Annotated in this window: 23 protein-coding genes and 1 tRNA gene; 10 read left to right on the top strand and 14 right to left on the bottom strand. The window is 59.0% G+C overall.

Translation table 11 applies throughout. The features are described from left to right. Positions 1-8: 8 nt before the first annotated feature. Positions 9-82: transfer RNA gene (locus ACVWVQ_RS05455), tRNA-Arg, on the bottom strand. 139 nt (positions 83-221) lie between these two features. Here ACVWVQ_RS05455 and ACVWVQ_RS05450 point away from each other — a divergent pair. After that, positions 222-1,544: a dihydroorotase gene (locus ACVWVQ_RS05450; protein WP_414374683.1), complete on the top strand. Its 1,323-nt coding sequence runs from the start codon at positions 222-224 to the stop codon at positions 1,542-1,544. Positions 1,545-1,650: 106 nt separating this feature from the next. Here ACVWVQ_RS05450 and ACVWVQ_RS05445 read toward each other — a convergent pair whose 3' ends face one another. Further along, positions 1,651-2,922, bottom strand: coding sequence for an MDR family MFS transporter (locus ACVWVQ_RS05445; protein WP_457507311.1), 1,272 nt, complete (start codon positions 2,920-2,922; stop codon positions 1,651-1,653). 601 nt (positions 2,923-3,523) lie between these two features. Further along, positions 3,524-3,820 (bottom strand): hypothetical protein, encoded by a 297-nt coding sequence (locus ACVWVQ_RS05440; protein ID WP_414348680.1) that lies wholly within the window; start codon positions 3,818-3,820, stop codon positions 3,524-3,526. Between the two features lie 214 nt (positions 3,821-4,034). Here ACVWVQ_RS05440 and ACVWVQ_RS05435 point away from each other — a divergent pair, with 214 nt between their 5' ends. The 3 genes from ACVWVQ_RS05435 to ACVWVQ_RS05425 all read left to right on the top strand — a co-directional run bounded on the left by ACVWVQ_RS05435 (position 4,035) and on the right by ACVWVQ_RS05425 (position 6,172). Continuing rightward, positions 4,035-4,277: a Ycf34 family protein gene (locus ACVWVQ_RS05435; protein WP_414358294.1), complete on the top strand. Its 243-nt coding sequence runs from the start codon at positions 4,035-4,037 to the stop codon at positions 4,275-4,277. Between the two features lie 146 nt (positions 4,278-4,423). Then, positions 4,424-5,437, top strand: coding sequence for an oxygen-dependent coproporphyrinogen oxidase (gene hemF, locus ACVWVQ_RS05430; protein ID WP_457507382.1), 1,014 nt, complete (start codon positions 4,424-4,426; stop codon positions 5,435-5,437). A 39-nt stretch (positions 5,438-5,476) separates the two neighbouring features. Continuing rightward, positions 5,477-6,172, top strand: coding sequence for an alpha/beta hydrolase (locus tag ACVWVQ_RS05425; protein ID WP_457507309.1), 696 nt, complete (start codon positions 5,477-5,479; stop codon positions 6,170-6,172). Positions 6,173-6,398: 226 nt separating this feature from the next. On the opposite strand, the gene ACVWVQ_RS05420 is transcribed toward ACVWVQ_RS05425, so the two are convergent. From ACVWVQ_RS05420 to ACVWVQ_RS05390, 7 genes are all read right to left on the bottom strand, one after another. After that, complete coding sequence (locus ACVWVQ_RS05420) at positions 6,399-6,965, bottom strand: GDYXXLXY domain-containing protein (RefSeq protein WP_457507307.1); 567 nt, start codon at positions 6,963-6,965, stop codon at positions 6,399-6,401. Between the two features lie 26 nt (positions 6,966-6,991). Continuing rightward, on the bottom strand, positions 6,992-7,858 hold the full coding sequence (thiD, locus tag ACVWVQ_RS05415; RefSeq protein ID WP_457507305.1) for a bifunctional hydroxymethylpyrimidine kinase/phosphomethylpyrimidine kinase: 867 nt from the start codon (positions 7,856-7,858) through the stop codon (positions 6,992-6,994). 173 nt (positions 7,859-8,031) lie between these two features. Beyond that, complete coding sequence (locus ACVWVQ_RS05410) at positions 8,032-8,226, bottom strand: hypothetical protein (protein WP_457507303.1); 195 nt, start codon at positions 8,224-8,226, stop codon at positions 8,032-8,034. A gap of 516 nt (positions 8,227-8,742) precedes the next feature. After that, entirely contained in the window at positions 8,743-9,060 is a 318-nt protein-coding gene (locus tag ACVWVQ_RS05405; RefSeq protein WP_011434371.1) for a 2Fe-2S iron-sulfur cluster-binding protein, read from the bottom strand. Then, positions 9,060-9,317, bottom strand: coding sequence for a DUF1816 domain-containing protein (locus ACVWVQ_RS05400; protein ID WP_011434370.1), 258 nt, complete (start codon positions 9,315-9,317; stop codon positions 9,060-9,062). Before ACVWVQ_RS05400 ends, ACVWVQ_RS05405 begins: the two co-directional genes overlap by 1 nt. Positions 9,318-9,333: 16 nt before the next feature. Further along, a complete protein-coding gene (gene rlmB, locus ACVWVQ_RS05395) occupies positions 9,334-10,476 on the bottom strand; it encodes a 23S rRNA (guanosine(2251)-2'-O)-methyltransferase RlmB (protein ID WP_457466515.1) in 1,143 nt (380 codons plus the stop codon). A gap of 33 nt (positions 10,477-10,509) precedes the next feature. Beyond that, positions 10,510-10,941, bottom strand: a complete 432-nt coding sequence (locus ACVWVQ_RS05390) for a ribonuclease III domain-containing protein (RefSeq protein ID WP_414427940.1) — start codon at positions 10,939-10,941, stop codon at positions 10,510-10,512. 207 nt (positions 10,942-11,148) lie between these two features. Here ACVWVQ_RS05390 and ACVWVQ_RS05385 point away from each other — a divergent pair, with 207 nt between their 5' ends. Continuing rightward, a complete protein-coding gene (locus ACVWVQ_RS05385) occupies positions 11,149-11,349 on the top strand; it encodes a CsbD family protein (protein ID WP_457502999.1) in 201 nt (66 codons plus the stop codon). Positions 11,350-11,355: 6 nt separating this feature from the next. On the opposite strand, the gene ACVWVQ_RS05380 is transcribed toward ACVWVQ_RS05385, so the two are convergent. From ACVWVQ_RS05380 to ACVWVQ_RS05370, 3 genes are all read right to left on the bottom strand, one after another. Beyond that, the gene (locus ACVWVQ_RS05380) at positions 11,356-11,844 is read right to left on the bottom strand and encodes a photosystem I reaction center protein subunit XI (RefSeq protein WP_457466516.1); all 489 of its coding nucleotides are present in this window, start codon (positions 11,842-11,844) and stop codon (positions 11,356-11,358) included. A 99-nt stretch (positions 11,845-11,943) separates the two neighbouring features. After that, a complete protein-coding gene (locus ACVWVQ_RS05375; protein ID WP_011434365.1) occupies positions 11,944-12,063 on the bottom strand; it encodes a photosystem I reaction center subunit IX in 120 nt (39 codons plus the stop codon). A gap of 52 nt (positions 12,064-12,115) precedes the next feature. Beyond that, positions 12,116-12,661, bottom strand: coding sequence for a Photosystem I reaction center subunit III (locus ACVWVQ_RS05370; protein ID WP_414342216.1), 546 nt, complete (start codon positions 12,659-12,661; stop codon positions 12,116-12,118). Positions 12,662-12,857: 196 nt separating this feature from the next. On the opposite strand from ACVWVQ_RS05370, the gene tsaD reads away from it, so the two are divergent. Continuing rightward, positions 12,858-13,952: a tRNA (adenosine(37)-N6)-threonylcarbamoyltransferase complex transferase subunit TsaD gene (gene tsaD, locus ACVWVQ_RS05365; RefSeq protein WP_457507301.1), complete on the top strand. Its 1,095-nt coding sequence runs from the start codon at positions 12,858-12,860 to the stop codon at positions 13,950-13,952. Here the strand turns inward: tsaD and mnmG are convergent. Then, positions 13,916-15,847 (bottom strand): tRNA uridine-5-carboxymethylaminomethyl(34) synthesis enzyme MnmG, encoded by a 1,932-nt coding sequence (gene mnmG / locus ACVWVQ_RS05360; RefSeq protein ID WP_011434362.1) that lies wholly within the window; start codon positions 15,845-15,847, stop codon positions 13,916-13,918. The two genes, tsaD and mnmG, sit on opposite strands and share 37 nt — an antisense overlap. A gap of 497 nt (positions 15,848-16,344) precedes the next feature. On the opposite strand from mnmG, the gene thrC reads away from it, so the two are divergent. The 4 genes from thrC to ACVWVQ_RS05340 all read left to right on the top strand — a co-directional run bounded on the left by thrC (position 16,345) and on the right by ACVWVQ_RS05340 (position 19,228). Continuing rightward, positions 16,345-17,685, top strand: coding sequence for a threonine synthase (gene thrC / locus ACVWVQ_RS05355; protein WP_457507299.1), 1,341 nt, complete (start codon positions 16,345-16,347; stop codon positions 17,683-17,685). A gap of 104 nt (positions 17,686-17,789) precedes the next feature. After that, a complete protein-coding gene (locus ACVWVQ_RS05350) occupies positions 17,790-18,311 on the top strand; it encodes a fasciclin domain-containing protein (protein WP_011434359.1) in 522 nt (173 codons plus the stop codon). A 36-nt stretch (positions 18,312-18,347) separates the two neighbouring features. Beyond that, positions 18,348-18,623: a ubiquitin-like small modifier protein 1 gene (locus ACVWVQ_RS05345; RefSeq protein ID WP_011434358.1), complete on the top strand. Its 276-nt coding sequence runs from the start codon at positions 18,348-18,350 to the stop codon at positions 18,621-18,623. 26 nt (positions 18,624-18,649) lie between these two features. Beyond that, a complete protein-coding gene (locus tag ACVWVQ_RS05340) occupies positions 18,650-19,228 on the top strand; it encodes a DNA-3-methyladenine glycosylase (RefSeq protein WP_011434357.1) in 579 nt (192 codons plus the stop codon). The last annotated feature ends 155 nt before the right edge of the window (positions 19,229-19,383 follow it).

The raw sequence follows: 19,383 nt of genomic DNA, 5'->3' as shown, positions 1-19,383 counted from the left end.
TGAGGAGACGGGACTGGGCGGACTTGAACCGCCGACCTAGCGCTTAGGAGGCGCTTGCTCTATCCATCTGAGCTACAGCCCCTTGTCGGACATCCTACCGATCTTAGCCCCCATCCCAGATTACAGCCCTTTTGCAGATGAAGTGGTGCTCAGCCAATTCTTAACGCGCTCCGACTGGGGTTGGTGTTATTCTGAGAGCGCCTTTGAGGGAGGGCGGAGCTTTGTCTGGCGATTTGCTGATCCGAAATGCTGAGCTGCTGGTGCCGGAAGGGGATCCCTGGCGGGGAGATGTGCTGGTGCGGGAGGGGCGCATTGCCCAAATCGGCCCAAACCTCTCGCCAGAAGGGGTGGCAAGGATCATTGACGCTGAGGGCCATACCCTGATGCCGGGGGTTATCGATCCCCAAGTTCACTTTCGCGAGCCTGGCCGCGAGCACAAAGAAGACCTGCAGACGGGATCCTGGGCCTGTGCCCGGGGCGGGGTGACCAGCTTTTTGGAGATGCCCAACACCGACCCCCTGACGATTGACCAAGCGACGCTGGATGACAAGCTGGCCCGTGCGGCCAGCAAGTGTGTAGTCAATTACGGCTTTTTTATCGGGGCCACTGCCGATAACCTAAAAGAGCTGCAAACGGTGCAGGGAGCCTGTGGCATCAAAATCTTCATGGGATCCATGCATGGCCCCCTCTTGGTGGATGATCAGGCGGCGCTAGAACGGATTTTCGGGGAAACGGATCCCAACTTTTTAATTGCCGTCCATGCCGAAGATTTGTCTCGCATCACAGCTCGTAAGGCCCTGTTTGCCGGACGCACAGACGTAGCTGTTCACTCGCAAATTCAGGACGAGGAATCGGCCCTGATCGCCTCACGGCGGGCTTTGGACTTGGCCACCCGCTACCGCCATCGCCTACACATTTTGCACCTTTCCACCGGTCTAGAGGTCGAGCTGCTGCGCCAGCACAAGCCAGCTTGGGTGACGGCAGAGGTGACCCCCCAACACCTACTGCTCAGCACCGCCGATTACGCTCGTCTGGGATCCCTGGCCCAGATGAACCCCCCCCTGCGGGATCCCGCTAACCTGGCCCAACTGTGGCAGGGGCTGCACGACGGGATCCTGGATTGCATTGCCACCGACCATGCCCCTCATACTTTGGAAGAAAAGGCTCAGCCCTATCCCCACTCCCCTTCCGGTATGCCCGGCGTGGAAACCGCTTTGCCTCTGATGTTGACGGCAGCCCAGCAGGGGCGTTGTACGCTGGCGCAGGTGGTGCGGTGGATGTGTGAGGCGCCGGCCCGCCTCTACGGGATCCCTAACAAAGGGCGGCTGCAGGTGGGCTACGACGCCGACCTGGTGCTGGTGGATCGCCACACACCCAAACCGGTGCGGCGAGAAGAACTGTTGACCAAATGCCGCTGGAGCCCCTTTGAAGGGTGGGAGCTGGTAGGCTGGCCACTGCTAACCCTCGTGGGCGGGCAGATCGCCTTTCAAAATGGCCGTGTGGATCCCTCGGTGCGGGGAAAGGCCCTGCAATTTCAGCGCTAGCCAGGGATCCCTGGCGTTCTATCTATTCCATCTAAAAGTCATCATCCATACCCTGGCAAACTGTTGGCCAAGATTGGGATCCCGAGATCTGTCTCCTTTCTAGGCTCTAGCGTTCCGCATCACCGAGGGGAGCGGGCTCCATCACCAGAGGCGCTGCGGTTCTATTCACCTTGCAGGGCAGAATGCGGTTTAGAAAGCCGAGGATCCCCCAAACCCAACTGACGGTGATCACCCAAAAGATCCACAGCCCGCTTGCCCACGGTTGCGGCAAGTCCAAGGCCATCCCCCCAATCATCGGGCCAAGGGCAAACCCCGCCGACCAACAAAGAGAGTTGACCGACAGATACACTCCCCGCAAGTGATCCGGTGCCAAATCCGCCACCAAAGCAGAGGCAGAGGGGTTGTAGCTCACCAACGCCAAAGAGAGCACCGCCAGCGCCAAGACTGCCACCACCGACCCCAATCCCGCCGCCAGACCGCTAAGCCAAACCAAGAGAAATCCTACCCCCCACATCAGGGCAGATCCCTGCAACCCTTGAATGCGCGTCCGGCGATTCAGCCAACGGGCCACCGGCATCTGCAGCAGAGCAACCAAGGTCCCATGTAAGGCAAACAAAATGCCGATTTGCACCTCTGGGATCCCTACCCCATTGCGGAAGTAGAGGGGCATGCTGCTGCTGAGCTGAGCGACATAGGTGGTGAACAGGATATTCGACAGGCCAAACACCAAGAGGGAGCGATCCCTGAGAGCGGTTTTCCAACCTGCCAACACCGGCTCTGCTGCCGGACAAGTCGCCCGAGTTTCCCGGATAAAAAACCAAAGCACCGCCAGAAAGATCAGAAAAGTGACACCATCGATCACAAACAAGAGCCGATAGGCCCCCGTCAGAGCCACCAGCGTGCTGGCCATAGCCACCCCAAGGCTGAGGCCCAAGTTGTCCCCCAGACGGTTGAGGGCGTAGGCTTCGTTGCGCTGCTCGCGGGTGGTTAGATCCGCTACAATCGCTTCTGCAGGCGGCCAGTACAACCCCTGCCCCAAACCTGCAGCCACATTGGCCAGAGCAAAACTCCAGAAGTTATGGGAGAGCGCAAACCCAAACGACCCCAAGCTGGAAATGGCCAGGGAGAGGATCAAAGTGGAGCGGCGCCCCCAAGCTCCATCGGCCATCGAGCCGCCCAGGATGCGGCCAAACACCCCGGCAAAAGCCATAATGCCCAGCCCCAAGCCCACTTGGGTGGCGGTCAGCCCTACCTGATTGACAAAAAAGAGGGTGGCATAAAACAGGGTAAAGCCGGTTCCGGTTTGGGAAAGCAGCCGACCGACAAAGATTAGCCAAACCTGAAAACTGAGCTTCGGCCACCAAGAAGGGATCCGCATGTTGGGTGCAGTGGGGGAGGGCTTACCTAGCCTACGGGATCCCGTTCACCGACGCCAGGGCAAGAACCCTGCTCCGACTCTGACAGGTAAGCTGAAAATCTGCCAAGCCAAGCCTGATGTTCGTTACCGGAAGGCTCTTCACCCAGCGAACCAGCAGACAGGGCAACCCATTCCCCCAACTCCAGATATTCGCTCAACAGCCGCGCCAACTTATAAACTCGATAATCGAGCTGCACCAAGCTACTTTTCATCTGCCCCAAAACACCCAGTCCTCTTCTAAGCCGACTCAACGCTTTTCCCAAAACTTGCTGAGCAGGAAGCCAGTCCCTGCCTCGCCACAGCCGAGCCGTAGCTCCCTTTTGCCCACAACAGGGTGCCTGTAGCTCAGCCACAGACCTGGACAAGGCTGGAAAAAGCTGTGCCTTACAGTCCTAACATTAACAATCGTAAAACAATTGCAAATAAAAAGTCATCCACCTGCTTGCCTTGCAGGAGCCAACCCAAGCGCTAGACCAAGAGAGCCAAGGTTTTTTTAACTCAGCACAGGTGTCTTTGGGGCAAGGGATCCATCCGACAAGCGCCAACCGACTGCCAGTTGTTTCTAACTGACGGCCACGGGCGACTTAGCGGCAGCAGCAGCGCGATTTTCCTCTTCCTCAGGAGGGACAACGGCAAACTCGATGTGGTTGAGCAGGGTGGTCACGAAGGCGAAGAGCAGGAAAGGCAGAGAAATCACCAAAATCAGGGCAATGGTGAGAAAAGCGTAGAGGGGGCTATTCATCAGGGAGAGGGCAGCGGCCAAGCTGGCAAAGATGACAATCAGCCAAATGATGATCTGGCCGTAGATATCTCCAAAGGAGAGGGTGCAGGTGAAGCGGTAGCGGGTGTGGGTGTTCATGGCAGTTCCTCTGGATAGCCTGGATGGTTCGATCCTAAGGACAGATCAAGCCCCATCCTGAGAAATATGTCGAGATTTTAGACGAGAGACGAGGAGATGCCTCTCTTTGCTAAGAAATATCTCAAGAATCGGCTGAGAAAGAGGGGATCCGCCGTCTGGAAGGAGGCAGGATGCTACCCTCAAGATTGGGAACCGTTTCTTGCAGGCAGCAGCCATGTGTATTTGTATTCACTGCTACTACGTGGATCGCTGTACCACCTACCATGCCGTGGAAGCGCAGCATCAGCAACCTCATCTCACACTGACGCCGGATTTTGAGCCGCAGGGCCCCCAGATCAATGTCAATATCCGCAATGGGGGCACCGAGATGGAATGGGATGTGGTGGGCTGCCAGAGCTTTCGCGAGGAACGGAACAAGTGGGCGCGGCTCCGTCCCTACGAGGTGGTTCCCACGTAAGATCCAAGAGCGGCCTGGATTTCCAGGGAGTTTCTTGCCCGGCCAGGTTAGAACTCTTCAGTTTGGCAGTTCGGCTCTCCCAGTCTGAGAGGTTTGATGGGGGCTGGAGAGGTTTTTGTCGAGTTTCGAGAGATTGGAAGACTATGATGCTGGCCTCAAGCCCCGCAGCGCTGCCAGTGGATGCCCGTCAACAGGTGAGCCAATTCATGCAGCGCCTACAAGATGACATCTGTGCCCGTCTGGAGGCCCTAGACGGAAAAGCCAAGTTTCGGGAAGACCGTTGGGAACGCCCTGGAGGAGGGGGCGGGCGCTCGCGGGTCATTCAGCAGGGAGACGTGTTTGAGCAGGGGGGAGTCAATTTTTCCGAGGTGTTCGGATCCCATCTGCCCCCTTCGATTCTGAAACAGCGTCCAGAAGCGGCAGGGCATCCTTTCTACGCCACAGGCACCTCTATGGTGTTGCATCCTCGCAACCCCTATGTGCCGACGGTACACCTGAACTATCGCTATTTCGAGGCGGGGCCGGTTTGGTGGTTTGGGGGCGGGATGGATCTCACCCCCTATTACCTGTTTGAGGAGGATGCGGCCCATTTTCACCGCACCCTCAAGGCAGCCTGTGACCGCTTGGATCCCGTCTACTACCCAGTTTTCAAGATCTGGTGCGATCGCTACTTTTTCCTACCTCATCGCGGCGAGGCGCGCGGCGTTGGCGGCATTTTCTTCGACTATCAGGATGAACGCCCTGGGCTGCTCTATCGGCCTGAAGGCCAGGCGGAAGGGGATCCCGAACAACTGGCTTCTGAGCCACCATCGTTACAGGTGCGGGTGGGATCCCGAAGTTGGGAACATCTTTTCCAGTTGGTGCAAACCTGTGGCGACGCCTTCTTGCCGGCCTATGTGCCGATTGTGGAGCGGCGGCAGGGGATGGAATGGGGGGAGAGAGAACGGCAATTCCAGCTCTATCGTCGCGGGCGCTACGTGGAGTTCAACTTGGTCTACGACCGGGGCACGATCTTTGGACTCCAGACCCAGGGCCGCACCGAGTCGATCTTGATGTCTTTGCCGCCATTGGTGCGCTGGGAATATGGCTACGAGCCCCAGCCGGACACGTGGGAAGCTAAGCTCTACCAGGTGCTCTGCCAGCCCCAGGATTGGGCGTAGGCCGGCCATACCCCGTCTCTGCTTCTGAGGATCCGTGGCGTGTTTTCTCCTTTCCCCCTCACCTACCGCGTTCAGCCCCCCCGACAGGGCGGCTTAGGACCCGCGCCTGCGTTGGTAATGCTGCACGGGATCGGCAGCCACGAGGGGGATTTGTTCCAGTTGGCCCCCTATCTGGATCCCCGGTTGGCGGTGATTAGCTTGAGAGCCCCTATTCCTTGGAGTGTGGGCGGGTTTGCCTGGTTTGAAATGGCCTGGACGCCAGAAGGGCTGGTGGGGGATCCCCAGCAAGCGCGCAATAGCCTCCAGCTCCTGAGCCGCTTTCTGGAACAGGCGCTGCCCAGTGGGATCCCGGGTATTGCCTTGGATCCCAGGCAGGTGTATTTGCTGGGGTTTAGCCAGGGGGCGATCATGAGCCTGTACTTGGCTCTGACCCAGCCGGAGAAGCTGGCGGGGGTGGTGGCAATGAGTGGGCGCCTATCTCCAGAGATCCTGGCCGAGGCGGTGGAGCCGGAGCGGATGAAACACCTGGCCATCCTGGTGGTTCATGGCACTGCTGATGCTGTTTTGCCGATTGCTTTTGGCCGTCAGATCCGGGATTATTTTGCCCCGCTGCCACTGAACTTTACCTATCGCGAGTACGAGATGGGCCATGAAGTTTCCCCGGAGAGCCTGCGGGATATTCAGGTGTGGTTGCAAAACCTGTTGGATAGGAGAGATTCGGAAGTGAAAACCTGAAGAAGTTTGACCCAATTGGGATGACTCTAATTCAGGTGTTGGGCAAGGCTGTGCAGCACTTAGCAAGCTCCTCAATGGCACAGCTTCGGTTCTCGCCATCTTCAGGGTTTCGAGGGGCAAGTGATAGGGATCCCTGCCCCATTCAGTTTTCCGGCTCTCCTTCGGGCTCGGATGTCAGAATATAGTGATTAATTGTTAAAGCGTTAAAGCCGGGCAGAATGAGCACTTAGTACCGATGCTCCCCTACCCAGAGGCCGACCAATGCTGCCTTGCCCCAGGGATCCACTTTCACTTCTGCCCGCGTGGCTTCAGGGTAACGCCGAATATCCTCTTCCAAGGCATCTCCAGCTGCTTCGGGAATAAAAAATTCTTCGATTCCCAACTTGAGCTGCCACCCGTCAAACCAGCCTCGCAGTACTTTCTCTTCAGGCTGCAAATCTTTGGGCATCTCCCGGCTGACACCGATTGCTTGCCAAGGTTGAGTGGGATCCCCTTCGGGGGGAGCTAAGCGCAGATAAAGGATCCCTGGGGTCTCCAATTCAGGTGACCAACCCGGCAGTTGCTCTAGGGTGGAGCGTCGAGCGACGACGTAGCCCAAGGTCACGTACCGGCCCCGCAAAAGGTCATAGGGATCCACAGGGGCCGTTTGCAGGTAGATCGTGGTTCCGACAGCAAGAGTCAGCGCTTGCCGAGCCGGTATCAGCAGAACGATACCCAGCTGCAACAGGAGGGGTAGCCAAAACCGCCATTTGGGCAGGGATCCCTTCTGAGAAAGATTCGACGGGCTAGCCATAGCAGCCAGAGAGAGTGACCTCTCTCTTATGGCACAGGTTTGCCAATCCCGGACAGAAGCGGGTAGAAGTGCCCCACTGGCCCCTGACCTGACCCGATGGCCAAAGGATGTCGCAGCGCTTCTGTTACATAGGCTTTGGCCGCCACCGTGGCCGCCAAGGGATCCCTGCCCCAGGCCATCTGCGCCGCAATGGCCGCCGAGAGGGTGCAGCCGGTGCCGTGGGTGTGGCGGGTGGGGATCCGCTCTGTTTTCAGCACTTCCAGTCGCTCGCCATCGAACCACACATCCACCCCCTGCAGTTCCCCCGGCATACCCCCACCTTTGACCAACACCGCTCCACAGCCCAGGGTGCGAATCTGCTGAGCCGCCGTTTGCATATCCGCCAGGGACTGCAGCTCCAGCCCCGTTAAAATTTGCGCCTCATAGCGATTGGGGGTCAGCACCTGGGCCAAGGGGATCAGCCGCTCGCGGATGGCCTGAATGGCTTCATCTGCCAGCAACTTCGCTCCCGTGCGGGACACCATCACCGGATCCACCACCAGAGGCCGCAACGCCCAGCGCTCCACCTGACGGGCTACCTCCAGCACGATCTCGGCATTCAGCAACATGCCCGTCTTGATCCCTTGCACCCCGATGTCCTGCACCACAGCCTCGATTTGGGCGGCTACGGCTTCGGGGGGCAGCGCATCCACCCGGCTCACCCCAAGGGTATTCTGGGCAGTCACGCAGGTCAGGGCAGAGGTACCGTGTACCCGTTGGAAAGCAAAGGTGCGCAGATCCGCTTGGATCCCTGCTCCCCCACCACTGTCGGATCCAGCGATGGTGAGGGCGACAGGGGGGTGCTGCTCGGCCAGCAGTGGAGCCGGAGTTGGTTCAGATGCAGAGACAGACATTGGCCAAACGACAAAAATGGGCAAGGGTACCGATAGCCATTTCCATCAATCAATATGAACCATCTCTTTAACGTAGCAATGAAACTGTTGGTTCTCGATTGATCTGAGACCACTGGGGTATTGGGAAAACTCTTGCAGACGTCTGTCAAGAAGCTGACTAAGAGTGAGTTGTCCTAGTCTAAATCCGAGTAGTCCTCATCAGTGGTGGCGACCACCTCAACCCAGGCTCTATCCCCCTCCACCGCCGTCAAGCTCCAGCGCAGAAGCCGAGCCGGCTGGCCCAGCTCCCGGTCAACTTGCTGACAGAGGGATTGCTCCAGTTGCGGGGCAGAGAGAGGCGAGCTCAACGGCAGAGATAGGTGCAACAAATGCAACTTCACAGGAGTCGAGAACTGATCTCGCCAAGGAAACAGACTTACTTTCGATAACTTCTAACACTAAGAATCCAACAATATAAACTAATGTAGTATTTTCAGATTAGGCTGAGACAGCCGGGCTACTGAGAAAAACCTTTTGGGCCCCTGCATTATTGCTCCGCAACGCTGACGCGACCAAGGTTTTAGTTGTGGGTACAGTGTCCTAGTTTGAATCGAAATGACTACAACACCTAGTGACATACTCCCGACCCCGACTGCTGGCAGTACGGAGCGGGCTTCTCGCTTCATCGGGGAGCCTACGCAAGAACCATCCACGAGCAGACACGGAATGTCCTACCGCGTAGTTGCACCAGATTCCGGCAAAAGCCATTTTGTGCAACTACTCCTATCATACACCATGTGGGGGTATCTGTATCCCGGCAATGACCCTACGGGTACAGTGCGGGGCTTAGCTACCCCCACACCCCCATAAGCTAACAAGTAGACCTGAACAGAAATCCGGCACGGTTAGGAGCCAAACTGCAAACGGTAAACCTCTTCCTCTTGATCGGTCTCCACCTCCAAATCGGAGGTAGCATAGGCTACACACAGCAGCACAAACCCTTGGGCCTGCAGTTCTGGCCCAATCCCCATTGCCTCTGTCTGAGTCACAGATCCCGACTTCAGCCGCCCCGCACAGGTGGTGCAAACCCCCGCCTGACAAGAGGAAGGTAGCTCTATCCCGTGTTCAAGAGCAGCTTGTAAAACCGTCTGATCCGCAGAGGCAGGGAAGCGGTAGGTTTGGCCGCGGTGATGAAGGGTTACTTGATAAGCCGTAGCAGACATCAGGAACGGGCTCCCGACGGAGTACGGGTCACCGTCAGAGACTGTGGCTGGCGCATTTTCTTCACCAGAGCCTGGATCTTTTTGGCTCCTTCCTTTTGCAGGTCGGCGATGTAGTGGCCTTTGAGCCGCTCCGCCTCAGCTTCATCGGAGAAGGGGCCGTAGTAGTAGGTGCAGTCCTCGGTGGTGATCTCGATCCAGACCGACAGGCCGCGCAGCTTATCCAACAGACTGACCAAAGGGTTGCTCACGGGATCCATCCCCCATTAACAAGTGCTAACGATCATTGGATATTTTCTGCAATCCCCTAGATTCTACTGCTTTTATTGACGATTTGTTGAGGAATGTATCAATCTCGGCACGTTTGAGGTGGTGGGGAGAGCGCTGCCGGTGGATTTCGTAGAGGGCAATGCCAGTGGCCACAGAAGCATTCAAGCTTTCAGTGCGGCCTGCCAAGGGAATGGACAGCAGTTGGTCACAATGGCGTTGTGTGAGCAGGCTAATCCCTTCCCCCTCGGATCCCACTACCAAAGCAATGGGCCGCTGAAAATCGGCGCTATAGATGGGGTCAGCCCCTCGGCTGGTGGTGCCATAAACCCAAAACCCCTGCTCTTTGAGGTATTCCAAAGCCCGATTCAAATTCACCACCCGCGCCACCGGCAAGGTGGAGAGGGCTCCCGCCGCTACCTTCATCACCGTCGAGGTTACCCCTGCTGCCCGCCGCTGGGGGATCACCATCCCCTGCATGCCAAAAGCCTCCACACTACGGGCAATGGCTCCCAAGTTATGGGGATCCTGGATCCCGTCTAGGACTACCAGCACCGGATTGGGGCTGGCCTGCCGGCTTCTTTCCACCAAATCCTCCAGATCCATGTACTGATAAGGCGTGGCTTGGGCAGCGATACCCTGGTGGTTGGCGCCAGCCGTGAGGGCGTTCAGCCGCTTTGGAGAGACTTCGTCGATAACAGTGCCCCGCGCTTTGGCTTCTTCCAACAGAGACAAAAATTGGGGGCTGTAGCGCAACCTCGGCAGGATCCAAACCCGGTTGAGGGTGGCTTGACTTCTCAGGGCGGCCAGTACCGTCTGGCGACCGTAGATGATCTCTTGCTCCAGCTCGGTCTCCGGATTCCCGTCGGCCTGAGGCTGAACTTCCCCTGGCAAGATCCCTGTCTCGCCAGTGGAGAGGCCGGGATCCAGCTCGCCTACTGGTTGAGGAGCCATCTTGCCTTGGGGCCACTGCCGTTGCGCGTCGCGACGGATGGGCTTCACTGGAGCCTCTCGGAGGGCAAGCTTGGGATCCCCGTCTCGGCGTTTGGGCCGCTGTACCCGCTTGCTAACGGATTGCCCTGCCCTTCGCGGCTGCAGTTTGCCCGAGCGAGACAGCCGTGAAGCAGGTTTGCGCTGAGAAGTCTTGGGCATGGGCGTGGAAGATGGAAAGACGGAAAGACTATCCTAACCTTCCCACTCGCCCAGGGTCTCAGCCAAAACATCAGTGAGGGCGAGGATATGGCGCAGCCGTTCGGGATTGGCCAGGTAGAGATAGCCCAGAACCGTTTCCAGGCCGCTGGCGTTTTGGTAGTCGGCCAGAGGCAGATGTCGGGGTGGGCGACCGCAGCCATTGCGACCCCAGCGGACAATTTCCTGCTCCTCGGGGCTGAGATGGGGCAACAGGGCCAACAGCAACTTGGCCTGAGCCGAGCCGCGTACCCGCCTCACCACCTGCTGATGATAGCGCTCCAGTCGATCCGGAGGAAATAGCCGTTGCCGCCGCACGTGCAGTTCGTAAATGGCGTCTCCCAGGTAGGCCAAGGCTGCGGGCGATAGGCGGCGAATCTCGGCCAAGGAGAGCCTTTCAGAAGTGGGTTCGGACAGCAGATCGTTCACAGCAGCTCACGAAAGATAGGCAGAAAAATCTCTAGAACCGCTGTTATCGGCTCATTGCAGAATTCAGTCCATGCTAAGACAAGCTTCCTCTGGTCTGCCAGCCCGACCCACCCTCTTTGCTGCCTTGCAGGTGATTTGGATCACGAGGCCCAAAGAGAAAAGGTGCTATCGAGTAGACAGGGCAAAGCCGGTGAAGGGGCCGATGTTATGAGCCTTGAAAAGCAAGTTGGAGCCACTGCCAAGAATCTGGAGAGCAAAATCCAGGAAATTGTGGGTGAGCTGGCCAGCGATCAGCGTGAAAGGCTGGAAGGTAAGGCCGAGCAAACAAAGGCAGCCACCCACCCTGGAGTCGAGGATGCTCGAGAAGCGATTAAAGACGTTGTGGATGATCCAACGGATGGCCAATAGCTCCAGTTAAGATGCGGGGACAAGGAGATCTGCATTCAGCAAAAGCAGGTAGGCGACGATCGCCCCCCCCATGCCCCCTACCAAGAAGCCGGCAGCCAATTCGCTCCAAGATTGGGATCCCTTTACCGGCCCTGTGTTGCGCTGCGAGGTGACAGAGCCGTAGAGAGAAAGGGCCGCCGTCAGGATCAGGATCAGGCCACAGGCTCCCAAAAAGCCGCTCAGCAGACCGATGGGCTCGTTGCGCAGCGGCCCCAGCTTGGCAAAGGGGCCGACCAGCCAATAGCCGTGGGCCATACCGATTTCCAAGCCCCGCCAAATGGAACTCAATCCCGGTCGGTTGATGGGCAGCCAGTCGATCAACAGCCGGACAACAGGTGTGTGGTTGATCGGTGTCCAGAGATCGCCAATTTGCGGATCTCCCTCAGGGACGGTGACACATCCCTCATCCATATTCAACCTATTCAACGGAGCAGGCTCGGCATTGGGTTCGACCATTTCAGCAACTCTGTGTCTGGTTCAAGAGAGGATGGAAAAAAGCTCAAAAAAGCAGGGATCCCGTCGGGCATGGTTGCACTGGGGATCCCTGGCCTACACTCAGAACGTCAAAATGTCGGGGAAGAAGCGATTGATCTCGATGAACAGGGCAAAAACGAAGCTGGAAAACAGGATAAACGCCACCGGAGCAGTGGTGAGAAACTTGGTGAAGTCAGCCATAGATGCCTCTCAAAGATTGAACAGATCGAGTTAGAAAGCCGGGCTCAGCTCCTCAGCGGGGGGAGATGGGCACAGCCGCTTCCGGCTCTCGAATTTCGCCACTGGCAATCTCCTTAAAAGCAGCAGCGGGCCAAGCCAAAGCCGTGAGGAAGCACCGCAGCGCCAGCGGTACATCGATCAGGCTTTCTTTCATTTCGGGGCTATCCTCATCCCGAACCGCGATCAGGTAAGAACGCCCCGCCCAGCCCAGCCAACCGGCGATATAGAGGAAAAGCAGACCGGGGATGAGAAACTCGCCCGCATGGTTCAACCGACCATCCGTAACCAGGTGGGGCAGGCCCTCTTCGCCGCAGAGCAGCTTGCTGTAGCGCTCAAAGCGCTTGCTGGTTTGGGCCAGCTTTTGCTGGTAAACAGGGGCCATAGCAGGGCTGGCGTTGAGGATCTTCTCCTCTAGGCTGCTCAGGCGTTCGTTCATCAGGGCCTGAAAGGCGGGAACTTCGCTGCAAGGTTTCAGACCAATCAAGGGCTCTGCCTGCACAGATTGGGCGAGGCCAAGCGCAATGCAAAGGGCCAAAAGAAGGCTTAAAAAGGTTCGCATAGCAGGATGTGTCCTTGAGGTAGGGGTCTAAGATCTGTCCAAATGCTAAGGGATGCTAAGTGCAGCAACAGGCACCAAACGGTTAGTATCATACTCCTGAGCGCCTCGCCCCGACGGATCCCGGGTTTTAGCTCACACAATTCTTAATTCAAGTATCCCAAAGCTCTCCTATCCCTTTTGCCCAGCCTGCTCTCCCATGCCCTGCGTCCTTGCCATCGAAACCAGTTGTGACGAAACGGCTGTGGCTGTGGTGGCGGCGGATGTGGCCTGGCCGGGGTTTGCCCCGCGGCAGCTCAGCTCGGTGGTGGCCAGCCAAATCGACCTCCATGCGGCCTACGGGGGCGTGGTGCCGGAGGTGGCCTCACGGCAGCATGTGGAAACCTTGCCCTTTGTGCTGGAGAGGGCTCTGCAACAGGCAGGATTGGAGGTGGCCGAGGTAGATGCCATTGCCGTAACCTGTGCGCCGGGCCTGGTGGGATCCCTGCTGGTGGGGCTGATGGGGGCCAAGACCCTGGCTTTGCTTTACGACAAGCCCCTGATCGGGGTGCACCATCTGGAGGGCCATCTCTTTAGCGGCTTCTTGGCAGAGCCCGATTTGCGCCCCCCCTGCCTATGCCTTTTGGTATCGGGAGGCCATACCAGCCTGATTTGGATGAAGGACTACGGGGACTACCAGACGGTGGGCCGCACCCGCGACGATGCTGCCGGCGAGGCATTTGATAAGGTGGCGCGGCTGCTGGGGCTGGGCTATCCGGGGGGACCGCAGATTGACCGCTGGGCTCAGCAGGGGGATCCGCAGCGCTTTCCCCTGCCCGAGGGCAAAGTGGAGCATCCCTACGACACAAGCTTCAGCGGCCTGAAAACGGCGGTGTTGCGCCTAGTCCAGCAGTTGCAGCAGCAAGGCCAGGAGTTGCCCATTGCCGACATTGCCGCCAGCTTCCAGGCCCGCCTGACCGGTGCACTTGCCCAAAAAGCGGTGGCCTGTGCCGAAGCGCTGGGCCTCTCGACACTGCTGCTGACCGGAGGGGTGGCTGCCAATCGAGAGCTGAGGGCCCGCCTCAGGGAAGCAGCCCGGCAAAAGGGGTTGCGGGTGGTGATCCCGCCGATTGCCCTTTGTACCGACAATGCGGCCATGATTGGGGCAGCTGGGCTCTGCCACTGGCTGCGGGGGGAGGTCTCGCCGCTGGAGCTGGGGGTAGCCTCGCGCATGCCCCTAGAAGGGATCCCTTCCCTCTACATGGATGGGGGCGGAGCTCACAGAGAAGAACAGACGGGATCCGCCGCCCTCTGACGTTGCCTCACCTCAAGGTAGATGAGCAGCGCGTTGATGTCGGCGGGGTTGACACCGCCGATGCGGGCCGCCTGGCCCACGGTTAGCGGGCGCACCGCCGAGAGCTTATCCCGCGACTCTTTGGAGAGGGTGGGGATGGAGTGGTAGTCCAGATCGGGGGGCAGAGGGCGGTGGTACTGCTTGCTCACCTGCTCAATTTGGCTTTGCTGCCGCTGGATGTAGCCGCTGTATTTGACGGCAATTTCCGCTGCTTCCTGCTCAAAGGGATCCAGCTCCGCATCCCCCAGCCCCAGTTCCAGGAGATCGGAGTAGTGAATCTGGTTGCGGCGCAAGATCTCGGCCAGGGTGGCGGATCCCTTGATCCCCTGCCCCGTCAGTTGGCTTAGTTGGATGCCGGCCAGGTCGTGGGCCTTCACCCGCTGCGTTTCCAGGCGCTCGATTTCTGCGGCAATGCGCGCTTGCTTGGCTTGGAACAGGGCCCAGCGCCGGTCATCGATCAAGCCCCATTCTCGCCCCAGGGGGGTGAGCCGTTGGTCGGCATTGTCGGAGCGCAGGATGAGGCGGTATTCGGAGCGGCTGGTGAGCATGCGGTAGGGCTCCCGCAGTTCTTTGGTGCAGAGATCGTCGATGAGGGTGCCGATGTAGCTGGACTCCCGCGGCAGGGTGACCAGGGGCTTGCCTTGAACCAGGCGGGCGGCGTTGATCCCGGCTATGAGCCCCTGAGCTGCCGCCTCTTCGTAGCCGGTGGTGCCGTTGATCTGGCCGGCGCAAAACAACCCCTGCACCTTTTTGGTCATCAGAGTGGGGTAGAGCTGGGTGGCCGGCAGATAGTCGTATTCCACCGCATAGGCAGGCCGCAGCATGACGCACCGCTCCAGGCCAGGCAAGGAGCGCAACATCTGGATCTGGATTTTCTCAGGCATCCCCGTGGAGAACCCCTGGATGTAGAGCTCCGGCAGATCCCGCCCTTCCGGCTCAATAAAAATCTGATGGCTTTCCTTGTCGGCAAAGCGGACAATCTTGTCTTCGATGCTGGGGCAGTAGCGGGGCCCTTTGGCCTCCACCCAGCCGCCATAGACAGGGGTTTCGTGGAGATTTTCCCGGATGATGCGGTGGGTCTCTGGGGTGGTGCGGGTCAAGTAGCAATCCATCTGCTCCCTTGGCACCCACACCTCGGGGTCGAAGCTAAACCAGCGCACATCGGGATCCCCCGGTTGCCGCTCCATGACCGAAAAATCCACGCTGCGCCGATCCACGCGGGCAGGGGTGCCGGTTTTCAGCCGGCCCGTTTCAAAGCCCAGTTGGCGCAGGGTGTCGGTCAGCCCTTCCACGGCAAATTCCCCTGCCCGTCCGGCAGCTTGCCAGTGGCGACCAATCCAGATGCGCCCCCCCAAAAACGTACCGGTGGTCAGGATCACCGCCCGACAGCCGAAGATGGTGCCGAAATGGGTGACCACGCCCACCACCTCGTCGTTGCGCCCCAACACCAAATCGGTGACAGTGCCCTCGCGAATCGTCAGGTTAGGCTGGTTTTCCACCACCGAGCGCATCACCCGCGCATATTCCCTTTTGTCGGTTTGCGCCCGCAGCGCCCACACCGCCGGCCCCCGCGAACGGTTGAGCACCCGCTTTTGCAAATAGGTGCGGTCGGTAACTTTGCCCATCTCGCCGCCGAGGGCATCGATTTCGTGTACCAGTTGCGATTTGGCCGGGCCGCCGACGGCGGGGTTACAGGGTTGCCAGGCGATCTTGTCCAGATTCAATGTCAGCATGAGGGTGTTACAGCCCAGCCGCGCTGCCGCCAACGCTGCCTCACAGCCGGAGTGCCCCCCGCCGACCACCACCACATCGTAGTGATCGAGAAAATCAATGCTGTCCCGTCCAACTCTGAGCATAGGGTGGCAATTCCAAAATGAATAGCCGGGATCCCCGGTCTTTTAATTTTCAGGTTATTTCAGCTCGCTTATCCAGCTTAGCGATGGCGGCAACGGATAGGGTTATTTGCGACCGGCCTGAGGCAGGCAGAGCAGTAGGGAAAGTTTTCTGTTGCCCTGGGAAATAAAGTTGGGTAGAGGCTCAGTTCCCAGCCTAAGTCACCTGATTGAAGAGTTGAAGAGACCTCAGGGCGCTGGGATCAGCTCCCCCAAGGCTGCCGATAGCAGGGGATCCCAGAGGAAAGGGCAGAGTCGCCCAAGGGATGTTGCGGCTCATACAAACACCAGACAGCCCGCCTGAGAGAGCCAAGCACCGATTCCATTATCCTCAACCGGATCTAATCCAGACTATTTTAGTCGGGTTTAGTTGACGCGGCAGATTGCGGGTGATAAGATTCCCCCCAACGATAGGTAAGTTCAATCCAGCGCCCACCCTTTCCTTCACCTTGAGGCTGCCCATGTCCCAAACTCTTTCCGAACGCCCGCTCAGCCCTGCCGATTCCCCGTTGGCCTCTGCCTTGCACAGCTCCAAGGTGGGCTTCAGCCGTTTGCGCTGTCGGGAGTGTGGCGCCGAGTATGAGCCGGTCGCCAAGCATGTTTGTGAGCTGTGTTTCGGCCCCCTCGAAGTGGCTTATGACTACGACTGGCTGAAGCGCACGGTTAGCCGTCAGAGCATCCAGGCCGGGCCGCATTCCATCTGGCGCTATCGGCCTTTTCTGCCGGTGACTTCTGAGAAGCCCATTGATGTGGGCACGGGCCTGACCCCTCTGATCAAAGCGGAGCGGCTGGGTCGGCGGCTGGGATTGAAAAATCTTTACATCAAGAACGATGCCGTCAACATGCCCACCCTTAGCTTCAAGGATCGGGTGGTGTCGGTGGCGCTGACCCGTGCCAAGGAGCTGGGCTTTACCACCGTCTCTTGCGCCAGCACTGGCAATCTGGCCAACTCCACCGCTGCCATTGCCGCCCATGCCGGCCTGGACTGCACCATCTTCATCCCGGCGGACTTAGAAGCGGGCAAAGTGCTGGGATCCCTGATTTACAACCCCACCGTCATGGCGGTGGAGGGCAACTACGACCAGGTGAACCGCCTCTGCGCCGAGGTGGCGGATCGCTACGGCTGGGGCTTCGTCAATATCAACCTGCGCCCCTACTACTCGGAAGGCTCCAAAACCCTGGCCTACGAGGTGGCGGAGCAATTGGGTTGGCAACTGCCGGATCAGGTGGTGATCCCGCTGGCCTCGGGATCCCTGTACACCAAGGTTTATAAAGGCTTCCAGGAGTTTGTGAAGGTGGGGCTGGTGGCGGATAAGCCGGTCGCCTTCCACGGCGCACAGGCGCAGGGATGTTCGCCCATTGCCCAAGCCTTCCGCGAGGGACGGGATTTTGTCACTCCGGTTAAGCCCAATACCATCGCCAAGTCCATCGCCATCGGCAACCCTGCCGACGGGATCTACGCCCTGGACATTGCCCGCAGAACCGGTGGGCAGATCGCAACGGCCACGGATCCCGAGATCATCGCCGGCATTAAGCTCCTGGCCGAGACCGAAGGCATCTTCACCGAGACTGCCGGCGGCACCACCATTGCCGTGCTCAAACACCTGGCAGAATCCGGTCAAATCGATCCGGAGGCGGTTACAGTAGCCTACATTACCGGCAACGGTCTGAAGACCCAGGAGGCGGTTCAAGCCCACGTAGGCCATCCGCTGGTGATCTCGCCCAGGCTGGAGAGCTTTGAACAGGCTTTGGAGCGGGCCCGCACCCTGGAGCGGCTGGACTGGCAGGAGGCATCAGTATGAACTCGGTTTGCAGGGAAGACCCTCTCCATTGCCTCTTAACAGAATCTTAATGAAGAACTGTTAAGATCCCTGGCGTAGACCTATTGGCTCAGGAGCTTTGCACAATGCCTATCTTTCCTTCTGTTCAACGCCTTGTTCGCCGTTGGATCCCGTTGGCGGCTGTAGTGGCCCCGCTTGTCTTTGCTCCTGCGGCCCAGCCTCAAGGGCTAAACACCATTGCCGTTGAGCTGGAAACTTTGCCCAGCAGCTACTCGACGCTGGCGGCAGCTTTGCGGGCGACGGGCCTGAATACGGCGTTGGCAGGGCCGGGGCCGTTCACGGTCTTTGCCCCTTCCGATGTGGCCTTTGGGCAACTGCCGCCGGGTACGGTGGAGACGCTGTTGCAGCCGGCCAGCCGGGCTCAGCTCACCCGCATTCTCACGTATCATGTGGTGCCGGGGCGGATTACCTCGTTTGACCTGCGGCCCGGCCAATCGACCACTCTGACCACCTTGGCAGGGCTGCCGCTGCAGGTGCAGGTGGGATCCGATGGCAGCATCCGGGTCAACGGGGCTAACGTGAACCTGGCGGATATTCCAGTTTCCAACGGCGTGATTCACGGCATCGATGGGGTGCTGCTACCCTAGTTTTTTGATGTTGGTTAATGGACGAGGCATTGGGCTATGGCAGTCAAGGTGCTGATTCCCAACACGCTGCGGGCGCTCACCCAGGATCAGGGGGTGGTGAATTGCGAGGGATCCACCATCCGCGAATTGTTGGATGCTTTGGAACAACGCTGTCCGGGGATTAAGGCGCGGCTGTGCGATGAGAAGGGGGAATTGCGCCGCTTCGTCAACTTTTATGTGAACAGCGAAGACATTCGCTTCCTCAAGGGATGTGACACCCCTCTGCAAGATGGGGATGAGGTGAGCATCGTCCCTGCCGTTGCTGGGGGCTGAGGGCTGCCAAGCCTGCCGTGGACGCTGTGGAGTGGTTGAGCCAGCCGGCCCCGCTGGTGGCACCTGCCTTGCTGGGCATGGTTCTGGTGCGGCAATTTGCCGATGGGCTGCAGGTGCGGGCCCAGATCGTAGAGACGGAGGCCTACACGGCTGGGGATCCGGCCTGCCATGCCTACCGCCGCAAGACCCAACGCAACCAGGTCATGTTTGGCCCGCCAGGGCATCTCTACATCTATCGCATCTACGGCCTCTACCACTGTCTAAATATCGTTACCGAGCCAGAAGGGATCCCGGCGGCGGTTCTGATCCGGGCAGCTCAGTTGGATCGCCTGCCAGACTGGATCCCGGCCAACAAACAGAATCAGCCAGCACGGGCGGCGGCGGGGCCGGGCCTGCTCTGTCAAGCACTGCGCATCGACGGATCCCACAACGGCTGGCGGCTAGAGCGGGCGGAAGCCGGCCAGGAAGGCATTTGGCTGGAGGGATCCCCCTCTTGGCAAACGCAGTTGTCCATCGTCCAAACCACCCGCATCGGCATCACCCAAGGAGCCGAGATCCCCTGGCGCTGGTACATTGGTGGACATCCGGCGGTGTCGCGCTATTAGTGGGGGCAGGCGGACAATGCTCGCAGAAGGCAGTGGCTAAAGGACTCCGTCCCGCTTACGCGAACGGCAGGGGCTGCCTGGGCTGGTCAGCGGGGTTGTGCTGCTCTTGCTGGGGTTGCCCACGTTGGCCCAGCCTGTCCCAACTTCTCCAGGAC

It is taken from the genome of Thermostichus sp. MS-CIW-36, from assembly GCF_054059035.1.
Note: the sequence above shows the minus strand (reverse complement) of the source record. Positions and strands in the feature narration are given on the sequence as shown.